The sequence below is a fragment of the Parahoeflea olei genome (assembly GCF_001703635.1).
Classification (GTDB): domain Bacteria; phylum Pseudomonadota; class Alphaproteobacteria; order Rhizobiales; family Rhizobiaceae; genus Hoeflea; species Hoeflea olei.
In genome coordinates this window covers 55,405-72,330 of the sequence record NZ_LQZT01000049.1, presented here as the reverse complement: position 1 = coordinate 72,330, position 16,926 = coordinate 55,405, and the positions used below count along the sequence as shown (strand labels likewise).

The following is a 16,926-nucleotide window of genomic DNA, read 5'->3' as shown; positions in this document are numbered from 1 at the left end:
GGCACGGGGCGAATCGCTAAAATTTTCGACAAATTTGTCTCAAAACCGCGTCTCCGCTTCAAATCGGCCTTGAAGTTTGGCGAGCATGATGCCTGTCAAGTTCGGGACAACCCGGACACCCCCGCCCAAAGATGGCGGGCAACAGGAAGGGCACGATCATGTGGTTTCTGATCAAGGGAAGTTTCTGGTTCTCGCTGGTGTTGATCACCTTGCCGTTTTTGGATTCGGGCTCGAAGGAGGCGCTCGACAAGGCGCCGCCGCTGGAAGTCGGCCAGAGCGTGGCCGCGGCCGTCGAAGCCTTCGAGGACATCCGCCAGATCTGCGTGCGCAAGCCAGATGTCTGCGCGACCGGCTCCGAGACCTTCGCGGCCCTCGGCATCCGTGCCCGCGAAGGCGCGCGCATCGCCTATCAGTTCCTTGATTCCCAGTTCTCCGACTCCGACACGGCTGCGATGACGGAAGTGGCCGGCGGCGACCGGGACCTCGTCACCGGGTCCCTGCCCGCCACGCACACCGCCACGCAGACCGAGTAGACACGCCTTCAGGGTCCGGACCCGCCCTGCCTCCACCGCCGGTGCGACAGCCGGCGTGACGAGGCGAAGGATCCGCCATCGATGCCATCATGCCATGACGCCATTCATGCCATGATGCCTGTCACTGCCACCTCAAGCCGCACTCGATGCGCCGCCGCCGGGACCTGCCCTTCCTCCCGGCGGCGTTTTTTATCGCGCCGCCCCCGTCTCTCCGTCAAACGCGCCGATCCGGGGTGCACAGCCGGACGAATTGGCCTATATGACGGGTCAGTCACGGGAAAACGGCATGAACGACCTCAAGACCATCATCGACGACTTCGAATATCTGGACGACTGGGAAGACCGCTACCGCTACGTCATCGAGATCGGCAAGGCGCTGCCGGAGATGCCCGAGGAAGAGCGCACCGACGCCAACAAGGTCCGCGGCTGCGCAAGCCAGGTCTGGCTGGTCGCCGAAACCGCGCCCGGCGACCCCGGCGATCCGGTGATGATCTTCCGCGGCGAATCCGACGCCCATATCGTGCGCGGGCTGGTGGCGATCGTGCTGGCGGCAACCTCGGGCCAGAAGGCGTCCGCCGTCGAAAGCCTCGACGAGGTGGAGCTGATGGCGCGGCTGGGGCTGGCCGAACATCTCTCGACGCAGCGCGCCAACGGCCTGCGCTCGATGGTGGCGCGCATCAAGGCGCATGCGGCGGAGGCGCGCTCCGCGGCCTGAGGTCGCGCCGGCGCGGCGCCTCGTAGTGCCGGGCAAGTGCTGCCAGTGCGGTGCGCAACATCAGCTTGGCCGAGCGCGCGGGCCATTGCCGCTCGCGCTCGACATCGGCGAGCCCCTTCAGGAAGCAGCATAGGTCGAGAAGCACGCCCGAAAGCTCCGGACCGACCGCGGCGAGCGCCGCAAGGGTCCTCTGCCGGGCCTGCAGGGCGGCATCGGTGAGTTCGGCCACACCGCCCGCCCCGCCCGGCTGACGCTGCGCGCGCACCGGCTCCCAGCGCTGGCCGAGGCCCGGCAGCATGCCGGCACGGGTGAAATCGACCCGCAAGCGCTCGCCCGCCGCGACCTCGGCCGGCGAGAGAAAAGGCTCCCCGCCCTTGCCTCGCAGTCGCGCGAGCGCCGCAAGCGGGGATTCGGCAAGATTGACGGTCAACGCTCCGAGATCCGGATCCGAGGCGGCGGCGAGGCTGCGGTGCTGGTCCTGAAAGGCGCTCTCGGGGTCGGCAAGCCAGCGCCGCAGCGCCGCCCGCCCCTCCGGCGTCGTCCGGTAAAGGCGCACCGCTCCGCCCCGCGCCTCGCCCGGTTGCGCCGGGCCGTCCGCCGCCAGCCCGCGCGCCAGCGCCGCCCTCAGCAACGCGCTGTCGAGCGGGCGGCTTGCCCCGTCCTCGCGCAGGAGCGTGATTCGGCCAGCGGCGTCCGCGGGCGCCGGCCCGCTCGCCCCGTCGCGGCCGAGGAAACGCAGCAGTCCCGCCAGCGCCTTGCGGGCGGCGCGCGGCTCAGCGCTCCGCATGATCGCCCCCGAAAGGCTGAAACACCGCGGCGACGCAGCGCTCGCAACGCTCGACGAAGCGGTCATAGGCACCGTCGTCGCGCCGGTCCTCGACCACCGCGCAGGCATGCATCACGGTCGACCGGTCCCGGGCAAAGGCCTCGGCAATGGTGCGGTAGGGAACCGAGAGCACCACATGCGACAGATAGATCGCGATCTGGCGGGTGTGGCAGGGCCGCCGGCGAGCCGCCAGGCGCGGCAGCAGATCACGCTCGCCGGCCATGGCGAAGAGTTCGGTGACGAGCCGCCAGACGATGCGGCAGCGCAGGACATCGACCGGATGGGCGCGCCCCGCCGGGATTTCGCCGCGGCGGCGCCCGGCCCTGCCCCGCACATCATCCGCTGCCCCCGCGCCGACGCCTGCCGCCGCGGCGGCCGCGGCCTGGCCCGATACCGCCAGTCCTTCAGCAATCGCGGCGAGCGGCGCATCCTGGTCGCCAGACACGGCCGAGAGGCTGACGTCGCCACCCGGCACGCCCCGGTCCGTGTCCCGCGCCTCTGGCCGCGCGGCTCTTCTGGAAATGACTGTGTGTCCGTGATGATCCGTCATGATGAAAATCTCCGTTAATAGGAATATTTTCTTACATGATATGCAGATATCGGGGACGTGCAGCCAGCGTCGGGCTACATCCTATCGTTGTTTTCGCTCGTTTTTCAGCCCTTGACGGGCATTTTACAAGGAATTTTTTCCTCGAAATTTGCGCGCTTGCCCGTGATGCCTCCAGGTGCGGTCGCGCCGCAGCCGCTGAGGCCGGCCACCCCGCCTTCGCCACGGACGCGCTTGCGCGCATAAAAAAACCGTGGCCGGAGCCACGGTTGTTTCTCCTCGGCGGCGTGCATCTGCGCGCCGCGGACATCATCAGGGCGATCCTGCCACCCCGGGCGTCATGGCGACGTCCGGATCCTCTCGTGTGCCAGAACCTCCCGCAGCGGCCTCAGGCGCGGCGCTTGCGCTTCTGGCCGAGGCCCATTTCCTTGGCGAGCCGCGAACGGGCTTCGGCATAGGCGGGGGCGACCATCGGGTAATCGGCAGGCAGTTCCCACTTCTCGCGGTACTGCTCGGGGGTCAGGCCGTAATGGGTCATCAGGTGGCGCTTGAGCGACTTGAACTTCTGGCCGTCTTCGAGGCAGATCAGATAGTCGTTCTGGATCGAGCGACGCACCGGCACGGCGGGCTTGGGTTTTTCGGCGACTTCCTCGGTGGGAGTCGTGGCTCCGCCAAGCGCCATGTGCACCTGGGAAATCACGTTGGGTAGATCATTCGCTGCCACCGAGTTGTTGCTTACATAAGCGGCAACAATTTCAGCTGTCAGCTCTATCAACAACTCGGCGCCATTGTCCTTCTGTGTTTCAGTCATAGTCGGGTCCTAACGTTTTCAATCAAACAGACTACCAGAGGGGGGCGGATCATCGGCTTGCAAATGCACCGATGCTCCGATCGGCAGGCTGTGAAAGCGGTCTATCGGAAATCGAAGGTTTAACAAGTACTAATTCTCGTAGCGAGACCTTCCTTTTAATACAAACCATCAAATTTTGTTATTCAATTTTAATTTCTACGGGTAAGCTTGATTTTTATGAATTCATAAGTTGCATTTTTGTCAATTCCCGTTTGACGTAATACTACTTTTTGTCTTTCGGGGCCATTTCGTCCCGTACGGAAGTTGGGTGCAAACGGTAGCCCACGGAATAGGCCGCCTTGGCCAGAAGGTGCGACGACACCGGCGCCGTCAGCAGAAAGAACACGACTCCCGCCAGGGCCCGGGACATGGTGCCCAGATCATGGGCATGGACGGCGAGCGCGATCAGCACCAGGCACGAGCCCATGGTGCCCGCCTTGGAGGCGGCATGCATGCGCGTGTAGAGATCCGGCAGCCGCAAAAGCCCGATCGCCGCCACCAGCGTGAAGGCGGATCCGATCAGCAGCAGCAGCGCCGCAATCAGGGTTGCGATTTCATTCATGACCCGGCTCCTTGCGTGCGGCTGCGGGTGCGGGAGCGGCCGGGCGCCCCGGCCCCTCGCCCGACCGGGCGGCAGCCTTGGAAGCGGCGCGCGCCTCGCGCCGGGCATCGGTCGCGGCCTGGCGCACCTCGGCGAGAATGTCGTCCTCGGTCTTGCCGCGCGACATCACGAAGCGGGCGAAGGCGACGGTGGCGAGAAAGCCCACCAGCCCGAGCGCGATCGCCACATCGACATAGAGCGTGTAACCGGTCTTGATGCCGATCACCGCGATGAAGCCGATGGCGATCGCCACCAGCATGTCGAGGCCCAGGATCCGGTCCGGCAGGGTCGGCCCCTTGACGATCCGGTAGATGGTGATGAGGAACGACAGGCACAGGCTGCAGAGCGCCACCGTGACGGCGAGATCGAACAGGGTTGCAAGGCTGATCACCGGAACGCCTCCATGATCTTGCGCTCGAAGCCTTCGGCGATGTCGCGCCGGGTGGCGTCGGGATCGGACGCATCCATGGCGTGCACATAGAGCGTGCGACGGTCATCGGAGACATCCACCGACAGCGTGCCCGGCGTCAGCGTGATGAGATTGGCGAGCATGGTGATCTCGAAATCGCGGTCGACCCTGAGCGGATAGGCGAAGATGCCCGGCTTGAGATCGAGCCGCGGCGACAGGACGATCACCGCCACCCGCCAGGCCGACAGCACCAGCTCGTAGACGAACAGCAGCAACAGCGAGATCACCCGCCGGGCGCGCGAGAAATAGCCGATCGAGCCGACCTGCTCGCGGATCAGCGACAAGGCGAAGATCGCGAGCACGAAGCCGAAGGCGAAATTGAGGAACGTGAACGACCCGGTGACCGCCGACCACGCCAGCGCGAGAAGCACATTGACCAGGAACAGGCTCATTGGGGCGCCTCCGCGGGAAACACCGACTGCACATAGGCGGACGGATCGAGCAGACCACGCGCGGCCTGCTGGGCGAGCGACATCACCGGATCGGGCCACAGGCCGGCGGCGACGGTCACGGCGACGAGACCGGCGAGCGCCACTGTCGCACCGATCAGCGGCGGGTTCAACGGAACCGTATCCTCCCGGCCCTCGGGCGCGGGCCGCCAATAGGCGAGCACCCAGATGCGGCCGACACAGATGGTGGTGAGCAGGCCCGTCACCAGGATCGACCCGGCGAGCCACCAGGCGCCGACATCGAGCGAGGCCTTGACCAGCATCACCTTGGGCCAGAGGCCGGAGAACGGCGGCAGGCCGGCGACGGAGAGGAACAGCACCAGCGTCATCGCCGCGATCAGCCCGTGACGGGTGGAAAGCCCGCCCGCTCCGGTGAGCTCAAACCCGCCGCCGAGCCGCGCGCCGAGGCCGGCCGCGAAATAGAGCGCCGTCATCACCACCATCGAATGGGCGGCATAGAAGATGCTGCCGGCAAGGCCCGCGGGGCTGCCGAGCGCGAGCCCGGCCAGCATCACGCCGATGCCGGAAATGACGAGGAAGCCGAGCGCGCGGCGGATGTCGTTCTGCGCCAGCGCGCCGACCACGCCCAGCACCATGGTCAGCGCCGCCGCGATGGCGATCACGAGCGACAACGCCTCGCGCTCGAGCGGGAACAGCATGACGAGAATGCGCAACAGCGCATAGACGCCGACCTTGGTGAGAAGCCCGGCGAACAGCGCCGAGACCACCAGGCGCGGCGTGTGGTAGGAGGCGGGCAGCCAGAAATTGACCGGGAATGCGGCCGCCTTCATGGCGAAGGCAAGCAGGAACAGCGTGACCAGCGTCATCAGCGGCGCGGTGCCGCGCAGCTCGGCCGCCTTGATGGCGATGTCGGCCATGTTGAGCGTGCCGAACAGGCCGTAGAGATAGCCGGTGGCGACCAGGAACAGCGTCGTGGCGATCAGGTTCAGGAAGGCATATTTGACGCCGCCGTCGAGCTGCGCCCGCTCCGAGCCCAGCACCAGCAGCCCGAACGAGGAGATCAGCAGCACCTCGAACCAGACATAGAGGTTGAACACGTCGCCGGTCATGAAGGCGCCGAGGATGCCGGCCATGATCAGCATCAGGAACGGATAGAAGCCGTAGCGGCGGCCCGAATCGTCGACATCGGTGCGGCCGTAGATGCCCGCGGCGAGCGCGACGATCGCGGCGGTGGCCGCAAACAGCGCGCCCATCAGATCGACCGTGAACGAGATCCCGAACGGCGGCAGCCAGCGCCCCATGGTCATGGTCACCGTGCCGCCGGCGATCACATGCCACAACAGCGCGAGCGTCATCAGCACCAGCACGCCAAGCGCGGGAATGGCGATCAGCGGCTGCACCGCGGTGCGCTTGCGCAGCGTCACCAGCACGGCGCCGGTCATGATGCACCAGACCACCGGGGCCACGACCAGCCAGTCGGCAGCGGCGACCGGCTCCAACACATAGGCAGCCGCAAGATCAACCATGGTATCGCTTTGTCCAGCCATCGTCGTTCCTCAGTAGCCGAGCGGCGGCGAAGCTTCGCGCACGGGTTCGGCCACGCGCATTTCGTCGGACCGGTCGGTGTCGAGCTTCTGGAAGGCGCGGAAGCCGAGCACCAGAAGAAACGCGAAGAACGAGAACGAAATCACGATGGCCGTCAGGATCAGGGCCTGCGGCAGCGGATTGGCCGCCCCCTGGACCAGCACGTCGTTGCCGCCGCCGATCACCGGCGGCACTTCGCGCGTGACGCGGCCGGCGGTGAAGATCAGCAGGTTGACGGCGTTGCCGAGAATGGCGGCGCCCATCAGCACGCGGATCACATGCTTGGAGAGAAACAGGTAGAAGGCCACGGTAAACAGTGCGCCGACCAGCAGGGCGAACAACGGTTCCATCAGTCGCGGTCCCCTTCCTCAAGCCCGAGCGCGATCGAGCAGATGGCGCCGACCACGACCAGGTAGACGCCGACATCGAAGACGAGCACGCTCGACAGCGCCACCTCGACCCCGAACAGATGCGGATAGACCCACAGTCCGCTCATGAACGGCACTTCCGCAAACAGCGACAGCACGCCGGCCAGCGCCGACATCAGGAGCCCCACCGCGGAAATGGCGATCGGGTGAAAATAGATCGCGCGGCGGACGGCGGCGACGCCGCAGGCGATGCCGTAGATCGCCAGCGCCGAGGCGGCGATCAGCCCGCCGATGAAGCCGCCGCCGGGTTCGTTGTGGCCGCGCAAGAGCACGAAAATCGAGAACAGCACCATGAGGCTGGTCAGGAACGGGGCGATGGAGCGGAGGATGACCGTGCGCATGTCAGTTCGCCTTGCCAAGGTCAGCGCGGGGCTGGTCGGGATCGTTGTCGGCGATCAGGCCGGGACGGGGTGTGCGGATGCGGATCAGCGACAGGATGGCGAGCGCGGTCACCATCACCACGGCGATCTCGCCGAGCGTGTCGGTGCCGCGGAAGTCGACGATGATGACGTTGACCACATTGGCGCCGTGGGCGATGGTCTTCGAATAGGCGCCGAAGAAATCGCTGAGCGCGGTGTTGAACGGCTGCTGCGTCACCGAGAGCAGATAGAGCATGAAACCGCCGCCGCAGGCGAGCGAGACCGCAAGGTCCACGGCCTTGCGCCCGGTCGGCCGGTGATCGGAGGCCAACAGCTTGAGCCGCGTCATCACCAGCGCCAGGATCACCACGGCGAGCGTTTCGACCATAAACTGGGTGAACGACAGGTCCGGCGCGCCGAACAGCATGAAGATCAGCGCCACGGCAAAGCCCTGCACGCCGAGCGAGACGATCGCCGTCAGCCGGTCGCGCGCGAGCATCACCGCGAGTAGCCCGATCGGCACGATGGCGATCACCACCAGCTCGTGGAATTGCGCATCCTCGGGCCAGGCGGGCATCGACGGCCATTCCCCGTAGATCGCCATGGGCAGGATCAGCGCGGCGGCGATCAGCAGGAAGGTCACCGTCATGTAGATGTCGAGACGGCCGGGCTGGATGATGCGGGTCACCGCCACCGACAGCCGCACGATGCCGGAGATGACCTGGTCGAAGCCGCGGTCCGGGCCCCAGCCGATCGCCTCGAGCAGCCGGGCCATGCCGGCGCGAAGCCGGTCGAGCATCCGGTAGGCGGCAATGCCGAAGGCGACGGTCACGAGCGAGAGCAGCAAGGCCATGCCGAGATGCGGGATCACAGAAATCGTCACGGTCTCGGCCCGGCCGGCCACGGCACTCGCCATCGGCGAAGAGACGAAACGGTGGCTGAGCGGCGAGAGCAGGCCCGCGGCGAGCGCGGTCAGGCCGAGCACCAGCGGCCCCAGCCACAACAGCACCGGGCCTTCATGGGCGGCCTTCGGGGTTGCCACCGGCGCGCCGAAGAACGGCTTGATGGCGACGGCGAAGCCGATCACGAACATCAGCCCGTTGCCGATGATCGCCACGGCGACGAAGGCGAGCGACCACGGATTGGCGGCCCACAGCGCGTAATAGATTTCTTCCTTGGCGAGGAAGCCCACGAAGGGCGGCAGGCCGGCCATCGAGATCGCGGCCGCCATGGCGGCGACGAAGGTGATCGGCATGGCCTTGCGCAGGCCGCCAAGCGCGGTGATGTCGCGGGTGCCGGTTTCGTGGTCGATCAGGCCGGCGACCATGAACAGCGCGCCCTTGAACAGCGAATGGGCGACCAGGTAGAGCACCGCCGCGGCAATCGCGTGTTCGGAGCCGAAGCCGGTGAGCATCACCAGAAGCCCGAGCGAGGAGACCGTGGTGTAGGCGAGCATCAGCTTGAGATCGGTCTGGCGCACGGCGAGCAGCGTGCCGACGATCAGGGTGGCGCCACCGAACAGCGGCAGCAGGGTCTCCCACCAGACGGTGTCGCCGAGCACCGGGTTGAGCCGCATCAAGAGATAGACGCCGGCTTTGACCATGGTGGCCGAATGCAGGTAGGCCGAGACCGGGGTCGGCGCCTCCATGGCATTGGGCAGCCAGAAATGCAGCGGGAACTGCGCCGATTTCGAGAACGCGCCACCGAGCACCGTGAGCAGGGCCAAGAGATAGAAGGGGCTTGCGCGCAGCGCGTCGCCATGGGCGAACAGCTCGGAGAGCTGGCTCACGCCGGTGACGTTCCAGATCACCAGCAGGCCCGCGAGCAGCGCCAGGCCGCCGCCGCCGGTGACCACCAGCGCCTGCACCGCGGCCCGGCGCGAGGCCTCGCGGGTGTGATCGAAGCCGATCAGCAGGAACGAGGTGATCGAGGTCAGCTCCCAATAGACGAACAGCATCAGGAAGCTGTCGGAGACGACGACGCCGAGCATCGCGCCCATGAACAGCAGCATGAACGAGAAGAACCGGCCGAGACGCGCGTCGCCCTTCAGGTATCCGCCCGAATAGAGAATGATCAGCGTGCCGATGCCCGAGATCAGCAGCGCGAAGGTGAGCGACAGGCCGTCGATCAGCCAGGAGAAGCTGACATTGTAGGAGGGAACCCAGGCAAAGCCACCCGTGACCGCGGCACCGTCGGCAACCGCGCCGGCGAAGCCCAGGAAACGGACAAACACGGCCAAGGGCGCAAGTGCGAGCACCCAGGCGGCATTGTGTCCCAGCCGCCGCGTCAGCCACGGTGCCACAAGCGCCGCCAGAAACGGCAATACCAACACAAGTAAAGTCGTTGCAGGCGCTGCTGCGCTCATCAAGGTTCCCCGGGGACGGAATTCGGATTATCGCTTAACACGCGTTATGTTCCCGTCACTTAGTCATCGATATCGTCGAGGACAAGGCAAAACCACGCATATTTGGTGGAAAATACCGTCTTCAGGGCGCCTTTTCTCCCGCAACCGCTGGCCCGCGCCGCCACGGCGGGACAAAGCGTCGCACCCCCGGCTTCGCGCGGCCTTGCAGGGGGCTGCGCAGGGGGCTGCCGCAATCACGGAAAATTTAGGTCAGCATTGTTGACATAAATTCGCGTTCGTGTTCAATCTTGCTTCGAAACCACCGCAGACGCAGCTTTGTTGCGCCGGGTCGGGAAATAGCCACACAAACTGGCTCGCCACCCGCGCCCCGCGTTGGTCGCCACCACCGCGTTTATTTGGGCGTCGCGGCGTCCACGGGAGAATATCATGTCCACGCAAATGCAACAGGATGGGTCGAGGCCCGCAGCGATGACCCAGGGCCATGGCCTCGACTGGCCGGCCTTGTTCGCCACCCGCGCCGAGCGCATGAAGGCGTCCGAGATCCGCGAGCTGCTGAAGCTGCTCGACCAGCCCGACGTGATCTCCTTCGCCGGCGGCATTCCCGATCCCGCGCTGTTTCCGGCCGATGCCTTCAGCAAGGCGCTCGGCGCGGCGCTGACGGGGGCGAATCGCGGCGCGGCGTTGCAGTATTCGGTGAGCGAGGGCTACCGTCCGCTGCGCGACTGGCTGGTGAGCCGCATGGCCTCGCTCGGCGTCGCCTGCACCGCCGACAACATCGTCATCACCTCGGGATCGCAGCAGGGCCTCGACTATCTGGGCAAGCTGTTCCTGTCCAAGGGCGACACGGCGCTGGTCGGCTGGCCCACCTATCTCGGCGCGCTGCAGGCCTTCAGCGCCTATGAGCCCAATTACGACCGGCTGACCCCGCTCGCCAACCGCACCGCCGCCGATTATCGCGAGACCGCCCGCGCCAAGGGCGGAGAGGTCAAGTTCGCCTATGCCTCGGCTGATTTCGCCAACCCCACCGGCGAGACGCTGGGCGAGAGCGCACGCCAGTCGATCCTCGACCTGGCCGCCGAGCTCGACATCGCGGTGATCGAGGACGCGGCCTACCAGTCGCTGCGCTATGACGGCGAGGAGGTCCCTCCCCTGCTCGCGCTCGACATCGCCCGCTCGGGCCATATCGACTCAACCCGCACGATCTATTGCGGCAGCTTCTCCAAGACCTTGGCGCCGGGCCTCAGGGTCGGCTGGGTCTGCGCCGCGAAACCGGTGATCTCCAAGCTGGTGCTGATCAAGCAGGCCGCGGACCTGCACTCGGCGACGCTCAACCAGATGGCGATTCACACCGTCGCCTCCGAGGGCTTCGAGGCCCAGGTCGACACCATCCGCGACGTCTACCGCACCCGCCGCGACGCCATGCTCGCGGCCCTTGCCAAGCACATGCCCGAAGGCGTGAGCTGGACCCGACCCGACGGCGGCATGTTCGTGTGGGTGACGCTGCCGCAGCGCTTCGACGGCGCGGCGCTGCTCGCCGAAAGCCTGAAGACCGAACGGGTCGCCTTCGTGCCCGGTCGCGCCTTCTTCGCCGACGGCTCGGGCGCCAACACCATCCGGCTGTCGTTCTCCTGCGCCAACGAGGCCATGATCGACGAGGGCATCAAGCGCCTCGCGCGCGCGGTGCAGGCCTAGGCGGGCCTGATCTTTCGGACGCTCATGCTTCGGGATGAGCCAATTCACGGGCCCGGCGCCAGCGCCGCCGGGCTTTCCGGGCAGCGGTGACTTAGCCGGCGCCCGCGCCCTCGCGAAGTCCCGCGACGGCCGGCCCCCTTCAGTGCCCGCCCCTCTTACTCTGAAATCCCGATCTGCCGCCTGCGCAAGGCATGCGGCACCGCGGTGCGCTCCGCGGCACCTGCACGGCAACCCGGCCAACGCCCACGGGCGCCGCCGCACGGATGGCGCGCGTGCGGCAAGAGGCAGAGCCCCGATCAGGCAGCCCGATCTCGCAGGCGCCGGAACGGCTCACGCCGGCCGCGGCCCCTTTTGGGGCGCACGGCCGGCGCGTCGGTTCAGGGCCGGAGTCCGGTCAGTGCCGGAGTCCGGTCAGTGCCGGAGATCGGCGAGGAAGCGTTGGGCGCGTGGGTGCTTCGGGTTCGAGAAGAACTCGCCGGGCTTGGCGTCTTCGAGAAGGACGCCCTTGTCGAGGAACCAGACCCGGTCCGCGACGTCGCGGGCGAAGCCCATTTCGTGGGTCACGCACATCATGGTGATGCCGGTATGGGCGAGCCCCTTGATGACCGCCAGCACCTCGCCCACCATTTCCGGGTCGAGCGCCGAAGTCGGCTCGTCAAACAGGATGATCGGCGGATCCATCGCCAGCGACCGGGCGATCGCCACGCGCTGGCTCTGGCCGCCGGACAGCTGGCTCGGATAGGCCCCGGCCTTTTCCTCAAGCCCGACACGGGCGAGCAGCTTGAGCGCCTTTTCCTCGGCCTCCGGGCGGCTCATGCCCTTGAGCTTGCGCGGCGCCAGCGTGATGTTGTCCATCACGCTCATGTGCGGGAACAGGTTGAATTGCTGGAAGACGAAGCCGATCTCCCGGCGCAGGCGGTTGACATTGGCCGATTTGGCATGCGTCTCCTGCCCGTTCACCGTGATCTTGCCGCTGTTGATCGGCTCGAGCCGGTTGATGGTGCGGATCAGGGTGGTCTTGCCCGAGCCCGACGGCCCGCACAGGACGACCACTTCGCCCTTGTTCACCTCGGCGGTGACATCGTTGAGGACCTGCAGTTCAGGTCCGTACCACTTGTTGACGTTCTCGAAGCTGATCATGGCATCGGTTCCGTGGCCAGAGGATTTGGAAGGGTCTGCGCAGCGCGTCCCCCGGGTCCGCCTTGGCGGCTGCGCGCGATCCGCTGTTCGAGCCAGCGTGCCGATTGCGTCAGCGTGAAGCAGACGATGAAGTAAGTGATGGCAAGGATGGAGAAGACTTCCACCGGCTGCACCAGCAACTGGCTGTTGAGCTGGCCGGCCGCATAGGTGAACTCGTTGACCGAGATCACGTAGCCGAGCGAGGTTTCCTTGATGAGCGAGACGAACTGTCCGATCAGTGCCGGCAGCGAATTGTAGAGCGCCTGCGGCAGGATCACCAGGAACAGGGTCCGGAAATAGCCGAAGCCGAGCGACCGTGCCGCCTCCTCCTGCCCTTTCGGCAGGGCCTGGATGCCGGCGCGGATCACTTCGGCGAGATAGGCGCTCTCATAGAGCACCAGCGCGCCGACCAGGGTCCAGAAGCCGCTGAGCGGCCGGCCGATGAGCACCGGAAGCGCAAAATAACTCCAGAACAGCACCATCAGGAAGGGCATGCCGCGGACGACATGGACGATGCCGGCGGCGACGAGGCGGATGGGCCGATACGGGCTGATCCGCGCCACGGCGATCGTGATGGCGACCGGAAACGCGAGCGCCAGCCCGGCCATGGCCAGAAGCAGGGTTGCGACGAGCCCGCCGAGCGGACCGTTGGGATACTGGCCGACGAGCAGCAGCGTCCAGTTGTTCTGAATGATCTCCCACATGGCTATCTGGCCCCCATTCCGAAGCGGCGCTCGGCAAGATTGCCCGCGGCCATGATGACGAAGGACATCAAGATGTAGAGAATGGTCGCGACCAGGAAGATCTCGAAGGTGCGGAACGTGTCGCTGTCGATCTGGCGCGTCTGGTAGGTCAGTTCATGCACACCGATTGCCATGGCGATCGAGGTGTTCTTGAACAGCAGCAGCGAGTGATTGACCAGCGGCGGGATCGACAGCCGCAGCGCCTGCGGCACGACGATATAGGACATCGTCTGCAGGTAGCTGAAGCCGAAGGACCGTCCGGCCTCGTACTGGGTGACGGGCACCGCGCGCAATCCGCTCCTGAGCGCCTCGGAAATATAGGCGGCGTGGCACATGGCGATCGCGATCATCGCCAGGATGAACTCGCTGTTGTTCTGGTTGAGCCAGTCGCGCCAGGCTTCCGGCAGGATCTCCGGCATCGCGAAATACCAGAACAGGACCTGCACCAGCAGCGGAATATTCTGGTGGATCTCGACGAAGGTGGCGACGAGCCAGACGGCCGGCTTGAAATTCGTCGCGCGCAGGACGGCAAGCGCGGTCCCGACGGCGAAGGAGAGCAGCCACGCGCCGGCCGACAGCATCAGCGTGATGCGAATGCCCGACAGCAGCCAGCCGATATACTGGTCCGTCAGGACAGCAGAGAAATCAAACTCATAGCCCATGGCGGTTCCCCGGAAAGAGAGTGTCCCCGGCGCTGTGCGCCGGGGACATCTGATGTGCGATACGCGCCATCACTGAGCCGGACGCAGCACCGGATCGCTGACGGGCTCGTCGAACTTGAACGGCTTCTTGAGCTTGTAGGTGGTCTCTTCGCCGAGCCACTTGTCGAAGATCTTCTGGCCTTCGCCGCTTTCTTCGAGGCGCTTGAGCGTGGCGTTGACCTGCTCGAGCAGGGCGGTCTCGCCCTTGCGGATGCCGAGGCCCCAGAATTCCTTTGCCACGGCCTGGTCAACGAACTTGAACTTCTCGCCGGTCTGGGCGACGAACTTCTCGGCGTTGATTTCGGACAGGATCATCGCGTCGACCTTGGACTGGGCGAGCGCGAGGAAGGCCGACGGCGGATCCTGGAAGGTCAGCAGCGAGGCCTGCGGCAGGGCATCGCGCACGTAGCGCTCGGAGCTCGAGCCCTTGGGCGCGCTGATGCGGCTCTCGGCGAGATCGTCAATGGCGGCGAACTCGGAGCTGGCCTTGACGAGCAGCTTCTGCAGGCTCACGAAATAGGCGGTGGTGTAGTCGATCTGCTCGGCGCGTTCCGGCGTGTAGCCGAGATTGCCGGCGAGCACGTCGACGCGGCCCTGCACGAGTTCCGGAATGCGGGCTTCCACCGACATCGGCTTCATGACGAGCTTGACGCCCATGTCGTCGGCGATGGCCTGGCACAGATCGACGTCATAGCCGACGATCTCGCGGGTGTTCGGATCGGCGAAGCTGAACGGCTCGGCGGTGCCGAGGGTGCCGCAGGTCAGCGTGCCGTTGGACTTGATGTCGGCCAGCTGGTCGGCGGCGGCAGTGCCGACGGTCAGCGCCGTGGCGACGAGCGCCAGGACTGAAAGCTTGAATTTCATATTTCCACCTCTTCGTATTCTTGGTTGATCGTCTTTAGGCCGAAAGCCCGGTGCTGTCAGGCTTTGAATAGGCCCCGACATAGGTTCCTTCGGCAATTTGCCGAAGCATTTCTTCTTCCTTGCGCTCATGGGCGCGAACCGCCTTGAGCAGCTCAGCCGCGCCCGCGACGGGGAACGCGACCACGCCGTCGGCGTCGCCCACGACGATGTCGCCCGGATTGACCACCATGCCGCCGACGCAGACCGCGCCGCCGATGGCGCCGGGGCCATGCTTGTAGGGACCGCGGTGAATGGCGGCGCGCGCGAACACCGGAAACTCGTCAGCGCCGATGGCGCCGCTGTCACGGATCGCACCGTCGATCACGAAGCCGGCCAGCTTGCGGCTCTTGGCGATCGCCACCATGATTTCGCCGATCAGCGCGCGGGAGGTCTCGCCGCCGCCATCGACGACGATCACGTCGCCCGGCTTGGCCAGGTCCAGCGCCTTGTGGATGAACAGGTTGTCGCCCGCGGCCACCTTCACCGTGAAGGCGCGGCCGACCATCGTGCCGGCGACGGCGTGGAACGGACGCAGCCCGACCGCGCCCGGCAGGCGCTCGAGATTGTCGCTGATCACAGCGGTGGCGGCGGTGCAGAATTCGGAAAGCAGCGCGTCGGGGGCGTTGGTCTGGGCTGCGGCTGTTGGCATTGTCTTCCTCTTGATTGGATCCTTGGCCCGCGTCTTGGTGCTAGACGAGGGCTTCACAGGCCTTGCGGATGGCCCGGCAACCGGCTTCGATGCCCTCCATCGCCCCGCCGAACGACATCCGGATATAGGGCGACATGCCGTAGGCGCCACCGTCGAGGACGGCCACATGGGCGGCCTCGAGCAGGTAGAGCGAGACGTCGAGATCGGAGGCCAGCACCTTGCCTTCGGGGGTGGTCTTGCCGATCAGGCCGGCCACCGACGGATAGAAATAGAACGCGCCCTCGGGCTTGCGCAGGCTCAGGCCGGGGGTTCCGTCCAGAAGCTCGAACATCCGGTCGCGGCGCTTGCGGAAGATCTCGGTGACGTCCCGGACGCAGGACTGGTCGCCCGACAGCGCGGCGGCGGCCGCAGCCTGGCTGACCGAACTGGCGCAGGAGGTGCTCTGGCCGATGAGCTTGTTGATCGCGGCGATCAGCGGCGCGGGACCGGCCGCATAGCCGATGCGCCAGCCGGTCATGGCATAGGCCTTGCTGACGCCGTTGACGATCAGCAGGCGCCCGATCAGGTCCGGCGCGACTTCGCCAAGGCTCATCACCCGGTCGCCATAGGTGAGATGCTCGTAAATCTCATCGGTCAGGACCAGGACATGCGGCGCCGCGCGCAGCACGTCGGCGAGCGCCGCCAGTTCCTCGCGCGAATAGACGGCGCCCGACGGATTGTTGGGCGAATTGAGCACCAGCCACTTGGTCCTGGGCGTAATCGCCTTTTCAAGGGACTGCGGCGTCAGCTTGAAGCCGTCGGCCTCCGGGCAGTCGACGATCACCGGCCGGCCGCCATGGATGGCGGTGATGTCGGGATAGCTCACCCAGTAGGGAGCCGGCACGATCACCTCGTCGCCGCTGTCGAGCGTCGCGGCGAAGGCTTCGTAGATGAGCTGCTTGGCGCCCACGCCGACGATCACTTCGTTGAGCGCATAGTCGAGATTGTTGTCGCGCTTGAGCTTGGCGGCGATCGCCTTGCGCAGCGCCGGGGTGCCCATCGGCACCGTGTAATGGGTGTCGCCGCCCTTGGCGGCCGCGGTGGCGGCTTCGATGATGTGGGCGGGCGTGTCGAGGTCGGGTTCGCCGATGGTCAGATCGATGATCGTCTTGCCCGCCGCCTGGAGTTCGAGAACCTTCTGCCTGGCAACAATGCTTGCCGAAGGTTTGAGGGCGATTACGCGTTCTGCAAGAGCAATCGTCATTCTGGCTATCCTTCCTCCTGGACCTGATCGTCGGGTCGGGACGCTATCGCTGGACGTACATCAAAGAAAGAGATATTATTTGATGTCTCACCATCACTTTCAGGAATGTTCATGCTCTCAATCCGGCAG

At 66.0% G+C, this 16,926-nt stretch carries 19 protein-coding genes; 3 read left to right on the top strand and 16 right to left on the bottom strand.

All coding sequences use genetic code 11. The features are described 5' to 3' along the window. Positions 1-158 precede the first annotated feature (158 nt). Together AWJ14_RS20200 and AWJ14_RS20195 are read left to right on the top strand one after the other, a co-directional pair. A complete protein-coding gene (locus AWJ14_RS20200; RefSeq protein WP_139112720.1) occupies positions 159-533 on the top strand; it encodes a DUF5330 domain-containing protein in 375 nt (124 codons plus the stop codon). Between the two features lie 286 nt (positions 534-819). Continuing rightward, complete coding sequence (locus tag AWJ14_RS20195) at positions 820-1,248, top strand: SufE family protein (RefSeq protein ID WP_066183808.1); 429 nt, start codon at positions 820-822, stop codon at positions 1,246-1,248. Here the strand turns inward: AWJ14_RS20195 and AWJ14_RS20190 are convergent. The 10 genes from AWJ14_RS20190 to AWJ14_RS20145 form a co-directional block, all read right to left on the bottom strand. Then, positions 1,211-2,035, bottom strand: coding sequence for a DUF6456 domain-containing protein (locus AWJ14_RS20190; protein WP_066183806.1), 825 nt, complete (start codon positions 2,033-2,035; stop codon positions 1,211-1,213). The two genes, AWJ14_RS20195 and AWJ14_RS20190, sit on opposite strands and share 38 nt — an antisense overlap. Next, positions 2,022-2,624, bottom strand: a complete 603-nt coding sequence (locus tag AWJ14_RS22305; RefSeq protein ID WP_139112719.1) for a helix-turn-helix domain-containing protein — start codon at positions 2,622-2,624, stop codon at positions 2,022-2,024. Before AWJ14_RS22305 ends, AWJ14_RS20190 begins: the two co-directional genes overlap by 14 nt. Positions 2,625-3,009: 385 nt before the next feature. Next, positions 3,010-3,432: a Ros/MucR family transcriptional regulator gene (locus tag AWJ14_RS20180; protein WP_066183798.1), complete on the bottom strand. Its 423-nt coding sequence runs from the start codon at positions 3,430-3,432 to the stop codon at positions 3,010-3,012. A 262-nt stretch (positions 3,433-3,694) separates the two neighbouring features. Further along, positions 3,695-4,033 carry a monovalent cation/H(+) antiporter subunit G gene (mnhG, locus tag AWJ14_RS20175; protein ID WP_066183795.1) on the bottom strand — a complete coding sequence of 113 codons (339 nt, stop codon included), beginning with the start codon at positions 4,031-4,033 and terminating at the stop codon, positions 3,695-3,697. Further along, positions 4,026-4,460: a cation:proton antiporter gene (locus tag AWJ14_RS20170; RefSeq protein ID WP_066184180.1), complete on the bottom strand. Its 435-nt coding sequence runs from the start codon at positions 4,458-4,460 to the stop codon at positions 4,026-4,028. Before AWJ14_RS20170 ends, mnhG begins: the two co-directional genes overlap by 8 nt. After that, complete coding sequence (locus tag AWJ14_RS20165; RefSeq protein ID WP_066183791.1) at positions 4,460-4,933, bottom strand: Na+/H+ antiporter subunit E; 474 nt, start codon at positions 4,931-4,933, stop codon at positions 4,460-4,462. Before AWJ14_RS20165 ends, AWJ14_RS20170 begins: the two co-directional genes overlap by 1 nt. Further along, on the bottom strand, positions 4,930-6,498 hold the full coding sequence (locus AWJ14_RS20160) for a Na+/H+ antiporter subunit D (protein ID WP_066183788.1): 1,569 nt from the start codon (positions 6,496-6,498) through the stop codon (positions 4,930-4,932). The genes AWJ14_RS20165 and AWJ14_RS20160 overlap by 4 nt, the downstream gene beginning before the upstream one ends. Before the next feature lie 9 nt (positions 6,499-6,507). Continuing rightward, complete coding sequence (locus AWJ14_RS20155) at positions 6,508-6,885, bottom strand: Na+/H+ antiporter subunit C (protein ID WP_066183785.1); 378 nt, start codon at positions 6,883-6,885, stop codon at positions 6,508-6,510. Continuing rightward, positions 6,885-7,304 (bottom strand): Na(+)/H(+) antiporter subunit B, encoded by a 420-nt coding sequence (locus tag AWJ14_RS20150; RefSeq protein ID WP_066183782.1) that lies wholly within the window; start codon positions 7,302-7,304, stop codon positions 6,885-6,887. The genes AWJ14_RS20155 and AWJ14_RS20150 overlap by 1 nt, the downstream gene beginning before the upstream one ends. Position 7,305: 1 nt before the next feature. Beyond that, a complete protein-coding gene (locus AWJ14_RS20145; RefSeq protein ID WP_066183780.1) occupies positions 7,306-9,687 on the bottom strand; it encodes a putative monovalent cation/H+ antiporter subunit A in 2,382 nt (793 codons plus the stop codon). A gap of 468 nt (positions 9,688-10,155) precedes the next feature. On the opposite strand from AWJ14_RS20145, the gene AWJ14_RS20140 reads away from it, so the two are divergent. Continuing rightward, the gene (locus AWJ14_RS20140; RefSeq protein ID WP_066183778.1) at positions 10,156-11,379 is read left to right on the top strand and encodes an aminotransferase-like domain-containing protein; all 1,224 of its coding nucleotides are present in this window, start codon (positions 10,156-10,158) and stop codon (positions 11,377-11,379) included. A 411-nt stretch (positions 11,380-11,790) separates the two neighbouring features. On the opposite strand, the gene AWJ14_RS20135 is transcribed toward AWJ14_RS20140, so the two are convergent. The 6 genes from AWJ14_RS20135 to AWJ14_RS20110 all read right to left on the bottom strand — a co-directional run bounded on the left by AWJ14_RS20135 (position 11,791) and on the right by AWJ14_RS20110 (position 16,797). After that, the gene (locus AWJ14_RS20135) at positions 11,791-12,519 is read right to left on the bottom strand and encodes an amino acid ABC transporter ATP-binding protein (protein ID WP_066183775.1); all 729 of its coding nucleotides are present in this window, start codon (positions 12,517-12,519) and stop codon (positions 11,791-11,793) included. Continuing rightward, the gene (locus tag AWJ14_RS20130; RefSeq protein ID WP_066183772.1) at positions 12,516-13,262 is read right to left on the bottom strand and encodes an amino acid ABC transporter permease; all 747 of its coding nucleotides are present in this window, start codon (positions 13,260-13,262) and stop codon (positions 12,516-12,518) included. Before AWJ14_RS20130 ends, AWJ14_RS20135 begins: the two co-directional genes overlap by 4 nt. 2 nt (positions 13,263-13,264) lie before the next feature. Continuing rightward, the gene (locus AWJ14_RS20125) at positions 13,265-13,963 is read right to left on the bottom strand and encodes an amino acid ABC transporter permease (RefSeq protein WP_066183769.1); all 699 of its coding nucleotides are present in this window, start codon (positions 13,961-13,963) and stop codon (positions 13,265-13,267) included. 69 nt (positions 13,964-14,032) lie between these two features. Then, positions 14,033-14,866, bottom strand: coding sequence for an ABC transporter substrate-binding protein (locus tag AWJ14_RS20120; RefSeq protein ID WP_066183766.1), 834 nt, complete (start codon positions 14,864-14,866; stop codon positions 14,033-14,035). Positions 14,867-14,900: 34 nt separating this feature from the next. After that, positions 14,901-15,554 carry an RraA family protein gene (locus AWJ14_RS20115; RefSeq protein ID WP_066183763.1) on the bottom strand — a complete coding sequence of 218 codons (654 nt, stop codon included), beginning with the start codon at positions 15,552-15,554 and terminating at the stop codon, positions 14,901-14,903. A 40-nt stretch (positions 15,555-15,594) separates the two neighbouring features. Continuing rightward, positions 15,595-16,797: an aminotransferase class I/II-fold pyridoxal phosphate-dependent enzyme gene (locus tag AWJ14_RS20110; protein ID WP_066183760.1), complete on the bottom strand. Its 1,203-nt coding sequence runs from the start codon at positions 16,795-16,797 to the stop codon at positions 15,595-15,597. Positions 16,798-16,926: the final 129 nt, after the last annotated feature.

Excerpts from the sequence above, each read along its gene's own strand:
- AWJ14_RS20160 (WP_066183788.1), bottom strand. The coding sequence starts at position 6,498 with ATGGCTGGACAAAGCGATACCATGGTTGATCTTGCGGCTGCCTATGTG.
- AWJ14_RS20110 (WP_066183760.1), bottom strand. The coding sequence starts at position 16,797 with ATGACGATTGCTCTTGCAGAACGCGTAATCGCCCTCAAACCTTCGGCA.
- AWJ14_RS20125 (WP_066183769.1), bottom strand. The coding sequence starts at position 13,963 with ATGGGCTATGAGTTTGATTTCTCTGCTGTCCTGACGGACCAGTATATC.
- AWJ14_RS20165 (WP_066183791.1), bottom strand. The coding sequence starts at position 4,933 with ATGAGCCTGTTCCTGGTCAATGTGCTTCTCGCGCTGGCGTGGTCGGCG.
- mnhG (WP_066183795.1), bottom strand. The coding sequence starts at position 4,033 with ATGAATGAAATCGCAACCCTGATTGCGGCGCTGCTGCTGCTGATCGGA.
- AWJ14_RS20120 (WP_066183766.1), bottom strand. The coding sequence starts at position 14,866 with ATGAAATTCAAGCTTTCAGTCCTGGCGCTCGTCGCCACGGCGCTGACC.
- AWJ14_RS20155 (WP_066183785.1), bottom strand. The coding sequence starts at position 6,885 with ATGGAACCGTTGTTCGCCCTGCTGGTCGGCGCACTGTTTACCGTGGCC.
- AWJ14_RS20195 (WP_066183808.1), top strand. The coding sequence starts at position 820 with ATGAACGACCTCAAGACCATCATCGACGACTTCGAATATCTGGACGAC.
- AWJ14_RS20140 (WP_066183778.1), top strand. The coding sequence starts at position 10,156 with ATGACCCAGGGCCATGGCCTCGACTGGCCGGCCTTGTTCGCCACCCGC.
- AWJ14_RS20150 (WP_066183782.1), bottom strand. The coding sequence starts at position 7,304 with ATGCGCACGGTCATCCTCCGCTCCATCGCCCCGTTCCTGACCAGCCTC.
- AWJ14_RS20115 (WP_066183763.1), bottom strand. The coding sequence starts at position 15,554 with ATGCCAACAGCCGCAGCCCAGACCAACGCCCCCGACGCGCTGCTTTCC.
- AWJ14_RS22305 (WP_139112719.1), bottom strand. The coding sequence starts at position 2,624 with ATGACGGATCATCACGGACACACAGTCATTTCCAGAAGAGCCGCGCGG.
- AWJ14_RS20135 (WP_066183775.1), bottom strand. The coding sequence starts at position 12,519 with ATGATCAGCTTCGAGAACGTCAACAAGTGGTACGGACCTGAACTGCAG.
- AWJ14_RS20180 (WP_066183798.1), bottom strand. The coding sequence starts at position 3,432 with ATGACTGAAACACAGAAGGACAATGGCGCCGAGTTGTTGATAGAGCTG.
- AWJ14_RS20130 (WP_066183772.1), bottom strand. The coding sequence starts at position 13,262 with ATGTGGGAGATCATTCAGAACAACTGGACGCTGCTGCTCGTCGGCCAG.
- AWJ14_RS20200 (WP_139112720.1), top strand. The coding sequence starts at position 159 with ATGTGGTTTCTGATCAAGGGAAGTTTCTGGTTCTCGCTGGTGTTGATC.
- AWJ14_RS20145 (WP_066183780.1), bottom strand. The coding sequence starts at position 9,687 with ATGAGCGCAGCAGCGCCTGCAACGACTTTACTTGTGTTGGTATTGCCG.
- AWJ14_RS20190 (WP_066183806.1), bottom strand. The coding sequence starts at position 2,035 with ATGCGGAGCGCTGAGCCGCGCGCCGCCCGCAAGGCGCTGGCGGGACTG.